Genomic DNA, 14,077 nt, shown 5'->3' with positions numbered 1-14,077 from the left:
TCACACCTCCGTCGTCGCCACGCTGCGCGGCTCGGCCAGCACGGCGCGGAACCACGCCACCGTCCTGGCCAGGCCGTCTTGGTGGGTCACCCTCGGTTGCCAGTTCAGATCGATGCGGGCCTTGCCGATGTCCGGGCAGCGCCGCTTCGGGTCGTCGGTGGCGGCATCGGTGTGCACCAGCGGTGCCGTGCTGTCGGCCAGCTCCCGGATCAGCTCGGCCACCTGCAGCACGGTCAGCTCGTGCGGATTGCCGATGTTGACCGGACCGGCGATATCCGACCGGGCCAGCGCAACCAGGCCCTCCACGGTGTCCTCGACGTAACACAGGGACCGGGTCTGGGTGCCGTCACCGGCCACCGTGATGGGATCGCCGAGGATGGCCTGCCGGCAGAAGGTGGGAACCATCCGGCCGTCGTCGACCCGCATGCCGGGTCCGTAGGTGTTGAAGATCCGCGCCACGCCGACATCGACGGAGCGGGCGCGGTGATGCGCGAAGGTCAGCGCCTCGGCGAATCGTTTCGCTTCGTCGTAGACGCTGCGTGGCCCGATGGGATTGACGTTGCCCCAATAACTCTCGGTTTGCGGATGCTCCAGGGGGTCACCGTAGACCTCGCTCGTCGACGCCAGGACCAGGCGGGCATCGTGGCGTTCGGCCACCTCGAGAAGTGCTGCGGTACCTAATGCACCGGCCCGCAGGGTTTCCAGCGGCAGCCGGTAGTAGTCGATCGGCGACGCCGGTGAGGCAAGGTGGAAGATGGTGTCGAAAGGGCGGCTGTCCAACACCTCGGTCAGGTCCCGGGTGATGTCGTGGCGCAGGAACCGGTACCCGCGGCGGCTCTGCAAAGTGGATTCGGCGCCGCCGCACGACGTGGACAGGTCATCGACACACAGCACCTCGGCGCCCTCGTCGAGCAGCCTCGCACACAGGTAGCTACCCAGGAATCCGGCGCCCCCGGCCACCAGCACCCGTCGTGGATCACGTATCACCCGGCACCCCCACCCGTCTGTGTTGTGCTGCGTTTGAACGGGGTTGGCGCGGGTAGCCATGGCCCTCATGACCGCCGGAGACTCGCGAACCACCATCGTCATCGCGACTCGCAATCGCCGCGCCGAGTTGGAGAGCGTCCTGACGCGACTGCTGGACGGGACTCGGTGTCCGATCATCGTCATGGACAACAACTCCGACGACGACACCGCAGCCGTGGCGCTGCGGCGCGGTGAGCGGGTGACGGTGATCGAACTCGACGACAACCTGGGCGCGGTGGCCCGCAACATCGGTGTTGCTCGCAGCAGCACACCGTATGTCGCCTTCTGTGACGACGATTCGTGGTGGGATCCTGGTGCATTCGCGCGGGCGGAGCAGATCTTCGCTGACAATCCCGGTGTGGGTCTGTTGGCGGCGCGCACCGTGGTGTGGCCCGACTTCCGCGACGACCCGATGGTCGCCCTTCTGGCCAACAGCCCACTGGGGCACCGGCCCGGGCTGCCGGGACCGTCCATCCTGGGCTTCATGGCGTGCGCCGCGGTGGTGCGCAAGGCGGCGTTCGACAGCGTCGGGGGTTTCTCCCCGGTGCTGCACTTCCGAGGGGAGGAACAGCTGTTGGCGTTGGACCTGGCCGCGGCCGGCTGGCAGCTGTGCTACTGCCACGATCTGGTTGCGGTGCACAAGCCGTCCACGGCCCGCCTGCCGGGACCGGCGCAGCATGCCCGGGTGCTGCGCAATGAGGCGCTGACCGCCTGGTTGCGCCGGCCCGTTCCGGTGTGCCTTCGCGCGACGGCGGCCCTGGTGCGCGCCATGGCGACCGACAGGGCCTATGGCATCGCGGCGGCCGAGGCGCTGCGATTGATGCCCACCGCGCTGCGCCGGCGCCGGAGGTTGCCCGCCGAGCTGGAGGCTGATCTCAGGTTGCTGGAGGAGCCGGTCCCCGGTCGGATGTGACCTCATCGTGTCTGGGCCTGCGAGAGCCCGGGAGCCTGCAGCCGCGCCGCGGTGAGCCGGTCGTAGATCCGGGCCGTGTCGGCGGCGATACGGTCCCACGAGTAGCGCGACTTCGCCCGGTCCCGTCCGGCTCCGCCGAGCCCCCGCGCGAGGAACGGCTTGTAGAGGATCTGGTTGGCGGCGTCGGCGCAGGCTTCCGGGTCCTGTGGTGGTACCAATCGCCCCGTCACCTCGTCGACCACCGTGTCGAGCATTCCGCCGACCGCAGACGCGATCACCGGCACACCGCAGGCCATCGCCTCCAGTGGCACGATGCCGAAAGGTTCGTACCAGGGTGTGCATGCCACCACATCGGCTGACCGGAACCATGCGGGCATGTCGTCGTGGGCCACGGCACCGGTGAAAAGGACGCGGTCGTCGACTCCGAGTTCTTCCGCCAGTGCGCGCAACCGGCAGGCTTCCGGGTCGGCGTGCAACTCCGATTCGGCGGGTCCGCCGACGATCACCAGCTCTGCGTCATGAATCTTGGGTAGCGCCCGGATCATCACGTCGAAACCCTTGCGGGGCACCAGTCTTCCCACCGAGACGATTCTCTTGCGGCCCGTCCGCCGGGCACGTTCACCCACCGGGGAGAACCGGTCGGCGTCGACACCGCACGGGACCACCGAGATCTGGGCCCGGGACCGGCCCATCCTGATCAGTTCGAACACCTCGTCGGTACAGGTCGCCGCCACCCAGTCCGCCCCTTTGGCCACCAGCATCTCGAGCTGCAGCCGCGCCTGTGGGCTGGTGTCCATGGCGCCCTGGTAGCGCCGTTTCACCACACCGAGGGCGTGGAACGTCTGTACGGTCGGGACCTGGGTGTTCTTGGCGGCCAGCTGTGTCGCGATACCCGACATCCAGAAATGCGCGTGCGCCACATCGGGACGACGCCGGTGCCACCGGGTGTCGAGGAACTGGGCGAATTCGCCCATGTACCGGAGCAATTCGTCTTTCGGCAGGATCTTCGGCGGCCCCGCGGGCACATGGGTGACGCGGTAGCCGTCCTCGGTGGGCACGTTCTCCGGCAGATCCGGGTCGTCGCGACGGGTGTAGACGGTCACGTCGTGTCCGCGTCTGGCCAATGCCGCTGACAGCGCGGCCACGTGGACATTCTGTCCTCCCGCGTCGACGCCGCCCAGCACTGCCAGAGGGCTGGCATGTTCTGAGATCATCGCTATCTTCACGCGCTTACTCCTTTCCGGTGCACAGTGCGTCGATGACGTCATCCCACTCCCGGAGAAACCGGTCCAGGCAGAAGTGCGTCATCGCGTACTCTCTGGCCGCTTTACCGGCCCGGGTTGCCGCCGATGCGTCGGTGACGAAGTCGGTCAGAGCGCCCGCCAGGGTGGTGATATCGGCACTGACCACCCCGGCGTCGTGTGGAACCACCAGGGGCGCCATGGTGGTAGCGACGCACACCACGGGCATTCCGCAATACATGGCCTCGATCAGCGACAGCCCCAGTGACGTCCACCGTGGGGTGTGCAGGTAAACCGCCCGGCCGGCCACAGCGGGCAACAGTTCGGTGCGCGGCAGGTCGCCGCGGCCGGTGACACCGACGATCCGGTGCTCGGCGGTGTTGAGTTCCTCGCTGCCGATACCCCAGACGTCGATGGGGGTCGCGCGGGAAAGTTCCGCGAGCAGATCGGTGCCGACGGTGCGGCGGCGGCGGACCGGTTCGTTGATCATCGTGGCCGCGGTGGGGATGTTCCCGGTGTACAGCGCGCCGGGATCGGCGATGCCGTGCGTGATCACGGTGGTGGCCGCCGCGCCGTTGTCCCACATCAGCCGGTTGAAATCGGTGACGTGCACCAGCAGGATGTCGCCGCGCTCGCCCACCGGGTGCCTGCTGTCGACGGGGTGCGGACGTGGCGCGTTGTGTTCGACGTACGCCGCGGGCAGGTCGGTACCTGGGCGGCGGCCGAGCAGCTCGGTGACCAGCTCGATCTCATGGGGACGTTGCAGCACAACAAGATCCACATCCTGGGCGGCCAGGTCATCGTGATGTATCTCCCGCGCGTTCGGCCAGTTGCGGCCGCACAGACCCCGTCCGTCGGCGTCGCGTGTGTCGTTCAGGGGCAGCAGGTAACGGTGCGGCCCCTGGACGAACGATTCCGTCCAGGACCCGTGTACATGCCACAGCAGAATCGTCCGCCCTGAGCGCTCGGGAACCACTGTTCGGAACTAGCCGGGCGACGAAGGCGGAAACGCGAAGCGAGAACCACTTCGCTTCCTGGCTCGAGCACTTCGCCTTGTGGATCAGACGGGCTTCTTCATCCCGCTGTTTTCGCACGAGGCTTCCACTACACTCGCGTGTGGTTGAGTAGCAGCCATTCCAGCACGGGCAACACGACCCGCGGGACTTCGAGTTTGCCGGAATGGAGGCTCATGAACACCCCCTCCCGACGTGACTCCGGCTGGACATTGACCATGAGACACGTGGTGTCCGACCCGCAACCTCTGCCCTCGCAGGCACTCACCTTCACCACGCACTGGGTGGAGCCGACGCACGCCGTCGTCAGCGTCAGCGGTGACATCGACGCGGCGAACGCCGACACCTTCCTCGATGGCGCGCTGACCAAACTCGTGCTGTGCCGGACACTGACGATGGATTTGAGAAAGGTTGAATTCTTCAGTAGCGCGGCATATTCCAGCTTGTGCATCCTCGCCCGGCGATGCGCGACCGCTGATGTGGACATGACGGTGGCGCCGAGCGCCTGCGTCCGTCGCGTCCTCGAGATCTGCGGCGGTGCTGCCGGTTTTGCCGTCTCAGATGCGGTTCCGGCGGACCCTTCCCCGGTGTAGCCTCAGCTGCCGCAGGAGCCCGGCGACGGGCTCACAGCGTGGTGGAAGCACCCCGGCCCAGGCCGATCACCCGGTCGCCGCGGCCGCGGCGCTGCATCTCGTCGAGAAAGTCCGACAGCGGCGACGCGAAGACACCGTAATCGTCGAAGTGGACCGGGATCACCCTCGGCAGATCAAGCAGAGTCGCCAGCTCAGCGCCCTGGTTGCCGTCCATGGTGACGGTGAGCCCGAACGGCAGCCGGTTCCCGGCGGGCAGCCGCGTACCACCCAGATGCAGTACACCCGCGTCGATGGACTGGAACCGCGCCGGGATCTCGTCGAGTTCATCGATCAGCAGGGTGTCCCCCGAGATGTAGAGCCGCCGCGTCATCGAATCGGTGACCGAGCCGAACTCCACCATGGTGCCCATCACCGGCGGCAGGAAGCGGTCGATCGGAGTCGGGGCGTGCCGGCCCGGCAGCGCGGTGAGGGTGAGCCGCGTTGTCCCCTTCTCCAGGTTGAAGGTGGCCCACGTGGGCAGCGCGTGCGCGCGGTGAAAACCCCGCCGCCGCAACCGGGTGGCGGCGTGCGGGGTGGTGATGATGGGGAGCGCGCGATCCAGCCCACCTTGAGCCACCCGGTCCCAGTGATCACCGTGCATGTGGGACAGCACCACCGCGTCCAGAGGCGGCAACTGGTCAATGCTCAGCGCCGGATCCTGTCGGCGTTTCGACATCAGCCCGTAGCCCAGATACGCACGCTGGCCCCGGTGCAGGAAGTTGGGGTCGGTGAGCACGGTGAGGCCGCCGCAGGAGATGAGGGTGGTGGCGTTGCCCACGAATGTCACGTCGATCTGCACGGCCGGCCTCTTCTGCTGGGTTCAGCGGACTGATCGACTCGCGAACCCCGTGAAGCATCTCGAGACCCCGCAGTCGACCTCGAGATGCGTGTACCCCCCACCGGCCGCGTTACCCGCGATCGACGAGCCGAGGTACCGCTTCCACCCGCGCGGGCACGTGTTTGTGCCAGGGGGTGCCGGCGTAAGCGTCGCGCCAGCCGGAGGTGGTCAACATGTTGGGAGCGACGCCGGGAACATGCGTGTGGCCGTCGGCATCGGTGAAGTCCAGACCGAACCCGTTCGGCAGCGACACATGGCCGGGCTGCATGGTGGCGCTGACCGCAACGGTCGCCTGCACCGAGCCGGCCGCGGTGGTGATCCGGGCGCACCCACCATCACTGAGGCCCAGCACCTGCGCGTCGTCCACGCTCACCCGTAACGCGCCGTCGGTATCGCGTTTGCGCCAGCTCGGGTCGCGCAGGATGTCGTTGGCGGTGTAGGCGCGCCGCTCACCGGCCGACAACACCATCGGGAACTCAGGTGTGGTGAGGGCGGGGGGCTGCTCCGGGAGTGCGCGGATCTCGTCGAGCATCTCGGCGATGGACAGTGCGATCTTGTGGTCGTCATGACCGATCAAAGACCAGTCGTCGGTGTACTCGTGCACAGTGAACGTCACCCCCGACCGCTCCCGGAGAATCGCCTCGAACAGCGCGTTGCCGTCCTCGTGCCCTGCACGCCGCAGTGCATCCGGATACGTCCACGACACCTTCTGGGCCAGCCCCCACAACGCGGCGGCGCCGGCCAGCCCCTCCGGCAATGTCGGTCCCAAGGTTTCGTAGAGCACGTAGGGCACCGTCTTGGCCAGCATCGGCACGCTGGAGACTGCAGTCAGGAACGCCTGGGCATAGGCCTCGCGCCCCTGCTGCGCGGCGCGGTGCAGCGGCTCGAGGTCGGCGTCGTCGATCACGCCCAGCGCGCGTACCAGCCGGGCCCAGATCTCGGGTTCCGGCAGCGTCCCCTCCAGCGGCGGAAACAGCGGGTGGCGCAAATGGAATGTGTTGCGCGGGAATTCGAGGTTGAAGAAGGTGGCTTCCGGCTTCTCGAACTGTGTGGCCGCAGGCAGGACGTAGTGGGCGAGCCGGGCGGTCTCGGTCATCGCGACGTCGATGACGACCACCAGCTCGAGCGCCTCCAGTGCCGCGCGCACCGCCGCTGAATCCGCCACCGAGTGGGCCGGGTTGCTGCTCTCGACGATCATGGCGCGGATCCGGTCCGGGTGATCGGTGAGGATCTCCTGCGGCACGACGTTGCTGGGCACCAGGCCGGCGATGATCGGCGCACCGGTCACCGGCGTGCGACCCACCCGTCCCGGGCTGAACAACGGCGCGAAACTCGAATGCAGATGCTGGCCACCACGTTTGGCGAAATTACCGGTGAGGATCCACAACAGCTTGTTGAGATACGAGCACAGTGTGCTGTTGGGGGCCTGTTGGATGCCGAGATCTTCGAACACCGACACGCTCTTGGCGGCAGCGATGCGTCGCGCGGCGGATCTCAGCAGGTCCTCGGCCACACCACAGCGCTCTGCGTATTCGGCCACCGCAACATCCCGCAGGACAGCCCGCACGTCATCGGCACCGTGCACGTGGTCGCGCAGAAACGCTTCGTCACAGAGGTTTTCCTGTACCAGCACCGCCGCCAGTGCGGCCAGACACCAGGCGTCGGTGCCAGGCCGCACACGCAGGTGGAAGTCGGCCATTTTCGCGGTGTCGGTGATCACCGGGTCGATGACGACCATCGACCGGTCCGGATCCTTGGCGATGTCGTTGAGCACCACCCGTGCCCGCGGGAAACTCTGCGACATCCACGGGTTCTTGCCGACGAAGACGCTCACCTCGGCATGCTCGAACTCGCCTCGGGTGTGGCCACCGTACAGTTGCTGATCGACCCAGAACTCGCCAGTCTTCTCCTGCGCCAGGGCGTTTGAACGGTACCGGGCGCCCAGCGCCTTGAGGAAGGCACCACTGTATGCACCGCCCAGGTGGTTACCCTGGCCGCCACCGCCGTAGTAGAAGATCTTGTCCCCGCCGTAGCTGTCGCGGATGCGGCGAAATCCGTCGGCGATCTCGTTGATGGCGGTGTCCCAGTCGACCGCTTCGTAGCCGCCGTCGGGCCGGCGACGCATCGGAGAGGTCAGGCGGTCGGCATTGTTCTGGTAGTGATCCAGCCTCAGCGCCTTGTTGCAGGTGTACCCCTGGGAACCGGGATGGGCCTTGTCACCGCGAATCCGCGCCAGCGTGCGGCCCTCGGTGTGCACGACGATGCCGCAATTGCATTCGCACAGAATGCACGCGGTGGATTGCCAGGAATCGGACATCGAGAACCTCCGCTCGGAATGACCCCAGCTCGGCTAGACGGTCCGGTCTAGACTAAACAGTCTAGTGAGTCCGGTCAACGATCGGTTTCCACCAGCGCGCGGATGCTCGCCCCCACCGCGGCCAGCGCCGCGGTATCGCGTGAGGACAGCGCGATCACGAACGCCCCCTGAACAAGTGCCAGGACGGTGTGGGCCAGGTCGGCCGCGCTTCGGTCGGCCCGGACGTCCCCACGCTGCTGACCCTGGCGCAGCATGTCGGTCAAGGTGTCGTGCCACACCGCCATCGCATGGGCCAGCTGATCGCGGAAGGCGGCCGAACCGGCGGCCAGTTCGGTGGAGAACTTCCCCGCCAGGCAGCCCCGCTGGAATTCGGAGTCGACGAACAAGTCACTGAGGGTGGTGTAATACCGTTCCAACGTCTCGGCCGTGCTGCCACCCCCGTCGCGCGCCGCGGCGTCGAGCAGCTCCAGCTGCAAGGACATGTAACGGTCGAGGACCGCCAGTCCGAAGGCATCCTTGGACCGGAAATGGTGGTAGAAAGACCCCTTCGGCACCCCCGACGCCTCGAGTACCGCATCGACAGTGGTGCCGTGAAAGCCGTTGGCGTAGAACAGCTTCATCCCCTGCCGCAGCAGCCGCTCTTTGTGTGTGATCCGGGTGGATTGTGCCATGGTCCCGCAATTCTAGACGGTTTGGTCTAGCTTTCATCGTGTCTCTGTCATACCGTCACGAGGAGTGGTCCGGTGTTTCCCGAGTTGTTCTCCGTGTCCGGCAAGATCGCATTGATCACCGGCGGCACCAGTGGGATCGGCCTGATGATCGCCGAAGGCTATCTGCGTGCCGGAGTGCGGGTCTACATTTCGTCGCGCAAACCCGAGGCCTGCCGTCGCGCGCAGGAACTGCTTTCACCATTGGGCGACGTGCGTGCCATTCCGGCTGATGTCAGCAATGAAGACCACTGCCGTGAATTGATAGCGGCTGTCGGTTCACAGGAACAGGCGTTGCACATTCTGGTCAACAATGCCGGCGCCACCTGGGGCGCGCCGTTCGACTCGTTTCCAGGCGCGGCTTTCGACAAAGTGCTCACCTTGAACGTCAAATCCCCGTTTGTGCTGACCCAATTGGCCCAACCGCTACTGGAGGCCGGTTCCCGTGACGATGATCCCGCCCGGGTGATCAACATCGGGTCCATCGACGGGCTGACCGTGCCGCGGCTGGGTACGTTCTCGTATTCGGCATCCAAAGCCGCCCTGCACCAGCTCACGCGCCATCTGGCCTACGAACTCGCGCCGACGATCCTGTGCAACGCCATTGCGCCGGGGCCGTTTCCGTCCAAGATGATGGCCGCGACCCTCGAGGCCGCCGGCGACCGGCTGGCAGCGGCAACACCGGTGAAACGCATCGGGCGCACCGAGGACATCGCCGCCGCAGCGGTGTACCTGGCGTCGCGCGCCACCAATTTCATGACGGGTGCGGTGCTTCCGCTCGATGGCGGACTGAGCACCACCGCCGGGCTCAGTTTGTAACGAATCGGCCGGTAATTACCGCTTCCCGGCAATCTGGGTATTTAATTGGTGCCATGAGTGGGGGCAAGTTCGAAATCGGCACCGCGGTTCGGACCACCGATGACGCACACATCACCGGACGCATCGTCGAAGACTTCGGTGACCTCGCCGGTGTCGAGGTGGTCGTGGATGCCCAACAAACCGCAAAATCCCGCCGCTGGGCCGTCGCCCTCGATGACGGCACCATGGTCTTCCTGAACGACGACGGGATCGAACCGATCAGCTGAGCGGTCCCCCGACTCGGTGCCACCGGCGTTTCACCGGGTCGATACCCGGGTAGAGACCTCACGTCGGCGCACAGCCCCTAGCGCCGCATCGTGAATGCACCCGAGTTTTCGTGGAGGTAAGCCGTGTCTGCCGAGATTTCGAACAACCAGGACGTCGTCGACTATCTCAAGGCCCAGCACCAGACCATCAAAGCGCTGTTCATCGAGACTCTGGACGCCCCCGATGCGGCCGCTCAGGAGAAAGCCTTCAACCAGCTCCGCGCACTGCTGGCCGTGCATGAGACCGCCGAAGAGATGATGGTGCATCCGAGGGTGCGCCGGAAGGTCGACGGCGGAGACCGGATCGTTGCCGAGCGCCTGCACGAGGAGCACGACTCGAAGGTCGCGCTGCAGGAGATCGAAAAGCTGGACTTCGGCACCGCCGAGTTCAGCAAAGCCGTCATCCATCTTCAGCAGGCAGTGCTCGAACACGCGGAAAAGGAAGAGGCCGAGGAGTTCACCCGGCTCGAGGACGAACTCGACCGCGACGAGCTGACCAAGATGACCGCCGCCGTGCAGGCCGCCGAGCGCATCGCGCCCACGCACCCGCACCCCGGCGTCGAATCCGCGCTGGCCAATTTCGCGGTCGGCCCCTTCGCATCGGTGCTCGACCGGGCCAAGGACGCGCTGGCCGGCCGCTAACCGGCCAGGTCTGCGATGGCTTCGGCGCTGTGCAGGTCGGCGTAGGCCACCGAATAGCGTTGCGCCAGAGCCACCGCGATATCGGGACGCTGCCAGAGCTCACCGGCACTGGCGGTGCACAACCACAGCGTCAGACCGTGCGCGACGGAGGCGCGGTATCGCAGCCACACCTCATCCATCGACGGCAGCTCGTCGGGGGGTAACCCGAGCGCCTCGCGGTAGAGCTCCAGCAGTTCCTGTTCGCTGCGGCGGCGGTCGTCGACGGTGAGGGCGCCTTGGAGGAAGTACCCGAGGTCCAGCGACCAGTTGCCCCGCCGCGCCACCTGCCAGTCGAGGAAGCCCACCTCGCCGCCGGGTAGCACGTAGGTGTTGCCGATGTGCGGATCCCCGTGCAGCAGTGTGGGTGTCGCGCTCAGCGAACGGATGTACGGTTTCCAGATGCCGTCGATCAGGCCGTCGATGGTCAGCGACTGCACCGCAGCCGGTGCGTCATCGCCCAGTCGTTCCAGCGCTGCGGGCAGCGGGGCGGCCTGCATCCCGTCCCAGGGCACAAACGGTTCCAGCCACGCCAGTTCGGGTCGCTGCGCACGTCGTCCCCAGAACCGGCCGTGCATGCGACCCAGCCCGCGGACCCCGCTGGCCGCCTGCTCGACGGTCAGCGGCCGGGTCGCGTCCCTGGGGTCTGCGCCCCGCGCGGTCAGATCCTCCATGACCAGCAGGAAGTCCTCGGCATCCTCGTCGATCACCGCTGCGTACACCGCGGGACGTTCCAGCGCCAGATCGACGTCCGCCCGAAACAACCGCGGTTCGTGCAGGAGGCCGCTGGTCAGCCGGATCAGGTCTTTGTGCGCCGGGTCCACACCCTTGACGAAGACGGTGGCCGGGCCGGCGCCGGCGCGGTAGGTCAGCGCCAGTCGCGCACGGCGGTTGGTGCCGTCGTCGCGCATCTGGACGGTGACGGAGTCCACGACCGCGCCCGGGAATGCCGCCGTCAGCGCATCCGTCAGCCAGTCCGGAGTCACCTGATCCCAGTCGCCGGGTACCAGCGCAGCGGTGGTCATGACAGCACCGCAGGCATCGAATCCCACCCGCGCACAGTCGATGTCGGAGACAAGCGCGCGGAGTCCAGGTCCACATCCCATTCCGGGAACCGCTTGAGGATCTCCTCCAGGGCAATGCGGCCCTCCAGCCGTGCCAGCGCCGAACCCAGGCAGTAATGGGTGCCGACACTGAACGCGAGGTGCTGGCGCGGTTCGCGGTGGATGTCGAAAACGTCGCCGTCGGGCGGGAACTGGCGGTGGTCGCGTACCGCCGCGCCGATCAACATCATCATGACACTGCCCTCGGGGACCGTCTGCCCGTAAAAGGTGACATCACGCGTCACATAGCGCGCCACATGCGGTGCCGGCGGCTCGAACCGTAGCAGCTCCTCGACCGCCTGCGGGATGAGCGCCGGATTCTGCACCAGTTCACGCCGCTGTTGCGGGTGTTCGGCCAGAACCTTTGCCGCCCAACCGATCAGCCGAGTGGTGGTCTCGTTACCCGCGCCGGCCACCACATTGAGGTAGATCAGCAACTCGTCGCGGGTGAGCGTGCGGGTGATGCCGTGCTCGTCGGTGAACTCGACATTGAGGAGCTCGGTCATGATGTCATCGGAGGGGTTGTCGGCACGCCAGTCGATATAGGCCTCGAAGATCTGCCCGGTGACCAGCCCGTCCTGCGCGGCACTCATCGGCTTTCCCGCTTCGGTGCGCAGTTGAGCGTTTCCGTGATCGCGGATCATCTCCTGGTCGTTCTCCGGAATGCCCAGCAGGGCGCTGATCACCCGCATCGGCATGATCGCGCCGAAGTCGGTGATGAAGTCGAATTGCCCGCCTCCGACCAGCGGGTCGAGGCTTTGTGCGCAGAACTCGCGGATCCGCGGTTCGAGGGCGTTGATCTTGCGTGGGGTGAACATCCGGGCCAGCAGCTTGCGGTGGATGTCGTGAATCGGCGGATCCTCGAAAATCAATGCGCCCGAGGGAATGTCGATGTTGGCCTTGATGAGTTCCAAGATCGCACCGCGAGCCGAACTGAACGTCTCGTGGTCCACCAGGCCTTTGTTGACGTCGGCGAACCGGCTGACCGCATAGAAGTCATGGACCTCGTTGTAGTACAGCGGCGCCTCCTCGCGCAGCCGCGCGAACACCGGGTAGGGATTCGTGTTGATCTCGACGTCGTACGGATCGAAGTACGGCTGGGATTCAGGGACGGCCGCGGGCCGGTCCGTACGGGTCTCTGTCACAGGCATCGCCTCTCTACGCGTGTCCGAGCGTAGGTTACGCGCGTAAGCAAGTCCAGGCGTGACGTTACACCAATTCGTGTCGATGTCAGGTCGATGCGCGGTGGATCAGATGTGCGACGTGCTCCCCCGCCGCCTCCGGCCTGCCCGGATAGCCGAGTTCGGCCATGATCGCCGAGACCGAGACATCGACGATCCCCGCCGCGTCGAACCCCACCGACGTCAGCGGGGGCGCGCTCACCGCCCCCAGCGGGCCGGCATCCACGCCCATGACTGCGAGGTCGCCGGGGCACCCCAGACCAGCCTGCCGAATACCGTGCAGCACCACGAACGCCGTTTCGTCGCTCTGCGCGCACACCGCGGTGACCCCGGCAGCGATCCACTGATCAACCACCGTCTGGGCGTCGGAGCCGTCGGTGCGCACGGTGCGCACGTCGACGTCGGGCAGGCCCCGGGCGCGCGCCGCCGCACTGACACCTTCGAGCCAATAGTCACCGAGGGGCCGGAGTTTGGGTGAGTCGGTGAACGCGAAGCCGAGCCGCCGATGCCCCCGGTCGATGAGGTGTTGCACCCGCATCGCGCCGACCGTCACATGCAAGGACCCCAGCGCACGTAACTCGCCGCTACCCAGATGGATCTGCGGGATACCCGCCTCGCTGATCGCTGCCAGCGCCGCACCACTCAGAGGGAACACCGACGTGACCGCCATGGGATGCAGGTTGGCGATCGCCTCCACCACATTGCGGTCATCATCGGTCTCGAACTGCAGACTGAGCACGATGCCGTGTTCGGCCAGCGCGGTGGTCAACCGGCTCCCGACCTCGATCGGCAACTCGCCCAACGCCATTCGAGGGACAACGTAGAGAACCACGCCACTTCCCCCGCTGGCGAGATTACGTGCGGCCAGGTTGGGCCGGTATCCGAGTTGCGCCGCGGCACCGCGCACAGCGGCACGGGTCTGCTCGGAGATCCGCTGCCCCGCGACGTTGTTGAGGACGTAGCTGACCGTAGCCGTCGAGACGTTCGCCAGGCGCGCGACATCCGCTTTCGTCGGGCGGGCAGATCCCCGGACGGCCACGGTCACCTCCTGGGTCCTATCGTGGCACGCCGCCGAGCCGAAGGCGGCCCGACCTCAGTCGGGACTGCCCTCGGAGTCATCGAAGAAGGACCACTGGCCGTCATGCTCCACTTCCATCCGCCAGCCCAGCTGCGAATTGTCGGCTTTCTGGTCCACGAACCATGCGTGGGCGTCTTCTGCGCTGGTGATCTCCTTGGTCGCGACGATGTCGCCCATGGGGTTGAGCACCCGGTAATTGGCCATTGTGTTCTCCTCTTCGTTGAAG

The 14,077-nt window shown here is 66.5% G+C and carries 15 protein-coding genes; 5 read left to right on the top strand and 10 right to left on the bottom strand.

Features of this window, described 5'->3' with window-relative positions; translation table 11 throughout:
- Positions 1-984, bottom strand: a complete 984-nt coding sequence (locus NL241_RS15240) for an NAD-dependent epimerase/dehydratase family protein (protein ID WP_487692740.1) — start codon at positions 982-984, stop codon at positions 1-3.
- 70 nt (positions 985-1,054) lie between these two features.
- Between NL241_RS15240 and NL241_RS15235 the strand changes: the two genes are divergently transcribed.
- Entirely contained in the window at positions 1,055-1,939 is an 885-nt protein-coding gene (locus NL241_RS15235) for a glycosyltransferase family 2 protein (RefSeq protein WP_494397968.1), read from the top strand.
- Positions 1,940-1,941: 2 nt separating this feature from the next.
- Here the strand turns inward: NL241_RS15235 and NL241_RS15230 are convergent, their stop codons facing one another.
- Both NL241_RS15230 and NL241_RS15225 read right to left on the bottom strand, forming a co-directional pair.
- Positions 1,942-3,165 (bottom strand): glycosyltransferase, encoded by a 1,224-nt coding sequence (locus NL241_RS15230; protein ID WP_494397967.1) that lies wholly within the window; start codon positions 3,163-3,165, stop codon positions 1,942-1,944.
- Between the two features lie 4 nt (positions 3,166-3,169).
- On the bottom strand, positions 3,170-4,123 hold the full coding sequence (locus tag NL241_RS15225) for a glycosyltransferase (RefSeq protein ID WP_494398316.1): 954 nt from the start codon (positions 4,121-4,123) through the stop codon (positions 3,170-3,172).
- A 297-nt stretch (positions 4,124-4,420) separates the two neighbouring features.
- On the opposite strand from NL241_RS15225, the gene NL241_RS15220 reads away from it, so the two are divergent.
- The gene (locus NL241_RS15220) at positions 4,421-4,786 is read left to right on the top strand and encodes an STAS domain-containing protein (RefSeq protein WP_487692635.1); all 366 of its coding nucleotides are present in this window, start codon (positions 4,421-4,423) and stop codon (positions 4,784-4,786) included.
- Positions 4,787-4,817: 31 nt separating this feature from the next.
- Here NL241_RS15220 and NL241_RS15215 read toward each other — a convergent pair whose 3' ends face one another.
- From NL241_RS15215 to NL241_RS15205, 3 genes are all read right to left on the bottom strand, one after another.
- Positions 4,818-5,624: an MBL fold metallo-hydrolase gene (locus NL241_RS15215; RefSeq protein ID WP_494397966.1), complete on the bottom strand. Its 807-nt coding sequence runs from the start codon at positions 5,622-5,624 to the stop codon at positions 4,818-4,820.
- A gap of 109 nt (positions 5,625-5,733) precedes the next feature.
- Positions 5,734-7,980: a molybdopterin-dependent oxidoreductase gene (locus tag NL241_RS15210; RefSeq protein WP_494397965.1), complete on the bottom strand. Its 2,247-nt coding sequence runs from the start codon at positions 7,978-7,980 to the stop codon at positions 5,734-5,736.
- A 74-nt stretch (positions 7,981-8,054) separates the two neighbouring features.
- Positions 8,055-8,651 (bottom strand): TetR/AcrR family transcriptional regulator, encoded by a 597-nt coding sequence (locus tag NL241_RS15205; protein ID WP_494397964.1) that lies wholly within the window; start codon positions 8,649-8,651, stop codon positions 8,055-8,057.
- Positions 8,652-8,723: 72 nt separating this feature from the next.
- Here NL241_RS15205 and NL241_RS15200 point away from each other — a divergent pair, with 72 nt between their 5' ends.
- The 3 genes from NL241_RS15200 to NL241_RS15190 all read left to right on the top strand — a co-directional run bounded on the left by NL241_RS15200 (position 8,724) and on the right by NL241_RS15190 (position 10,453).
- Positions 8,724-9,506 carry an SDR family oxidoreductase gene (locus NL241_RS15200; RefSeq protein ID WP_494397963.1) on the top strand — a complete coding sequence of 261 codons (783 nt, stop codon included), beginning with the start codon at positions 8,724-8,726 and terminating at the stop codon, positions 9,504-9,506.
- A gap of 53 nt (positions 9,507-9,559) precedes the next feature.
- A complete protein-coding gene (locus tag NL241_RS15195; protein ID WP_487692630.1) occupies positions 9,560-9,772 on the top strand; it encodes a hypothetical protein in 213 nt (70 codons plus the stop codon).
- Between the two features lie 123 nt (positions 9,773-9,895).
- Complete coding sequence (locus NL241_RS15190; RefSeq protein WP_487692628.1) at positions 9,896-10,453, top strand: hemerythrin domain-containing protein; 558 nt, start codon at positions 9,896-9,898, stop codon at positions 10,451-10,453.
- On the opposite strand, the gene NL241_RS15185 is transcribed toward NL241_RS15190, so the two are convergent.
- From NL241_RS15185 to NL241_RS15170, 4 genes are all read right to left on the bottom strand, one after another.
- A complete protein-coding gene (locus tag NL241_RS15185; RefSeq protein ID WP_487692627.1) occupies positions 10,450-11,514 on the bottom strand; it encodes a phosphotransferase in 1,065 nt (354 codons plus the stop codon). The genes NL241_RS15190 and NL241_RS15185 overlap by 4 nt on opposite strands.
- The gene (locus NL241_RS15180; RefSeq protein WP_494397962.1) at positions 11,511-12,737 is read right to left on the bottom strand and encodes a cytochrome P450; all 1,227 of its coding nucleotides are present in this window, start codon (positions 12,735-12,737) and stop codon (positions 11,511-11,513) included. Before NL241_RS15180 ends, NL241_RS15185 begins: the two co-directional genes overlap by 4 nt.
- Positions 12,738-12,822: 85 nt before the next feature.
- Positions 12,823-13,812: a LacI family DNA-binding transcriptional regulator gene (locus tag NL241_RS15175; protein ID WP_494398315.1), complete on the bottom strand. Its 990-nt coding sequence runs from the start codon at positions 13,810-13,812 to the stop codon at positions 12,823-12,825.
- Positions 13,813-13,866: 54 nt separating this feature from the next.
- Positions 13,867-14,055 (bottom strand): hypothetical protein, encoded by a 189-nt coding sequence (locus NL241_RS15170; protein ID WP_487692624.1) that lies wholly within the window; start codon positions 14,053-14,055, stop codon positions 13,867-13,869.
- Positions 14,056-14,077: the final 22 nt, after the last annotated feature.

The sequence above is a fragment of the Mycolicibacterium sp. SMGY-1XX genome (genome assembly GCF_059132455.1).
The sequence above is the reverse complement of the archived record's forward strand: the minus strand, read 5'-3'. Positions and strand labels throughout refer to the sequence as shown.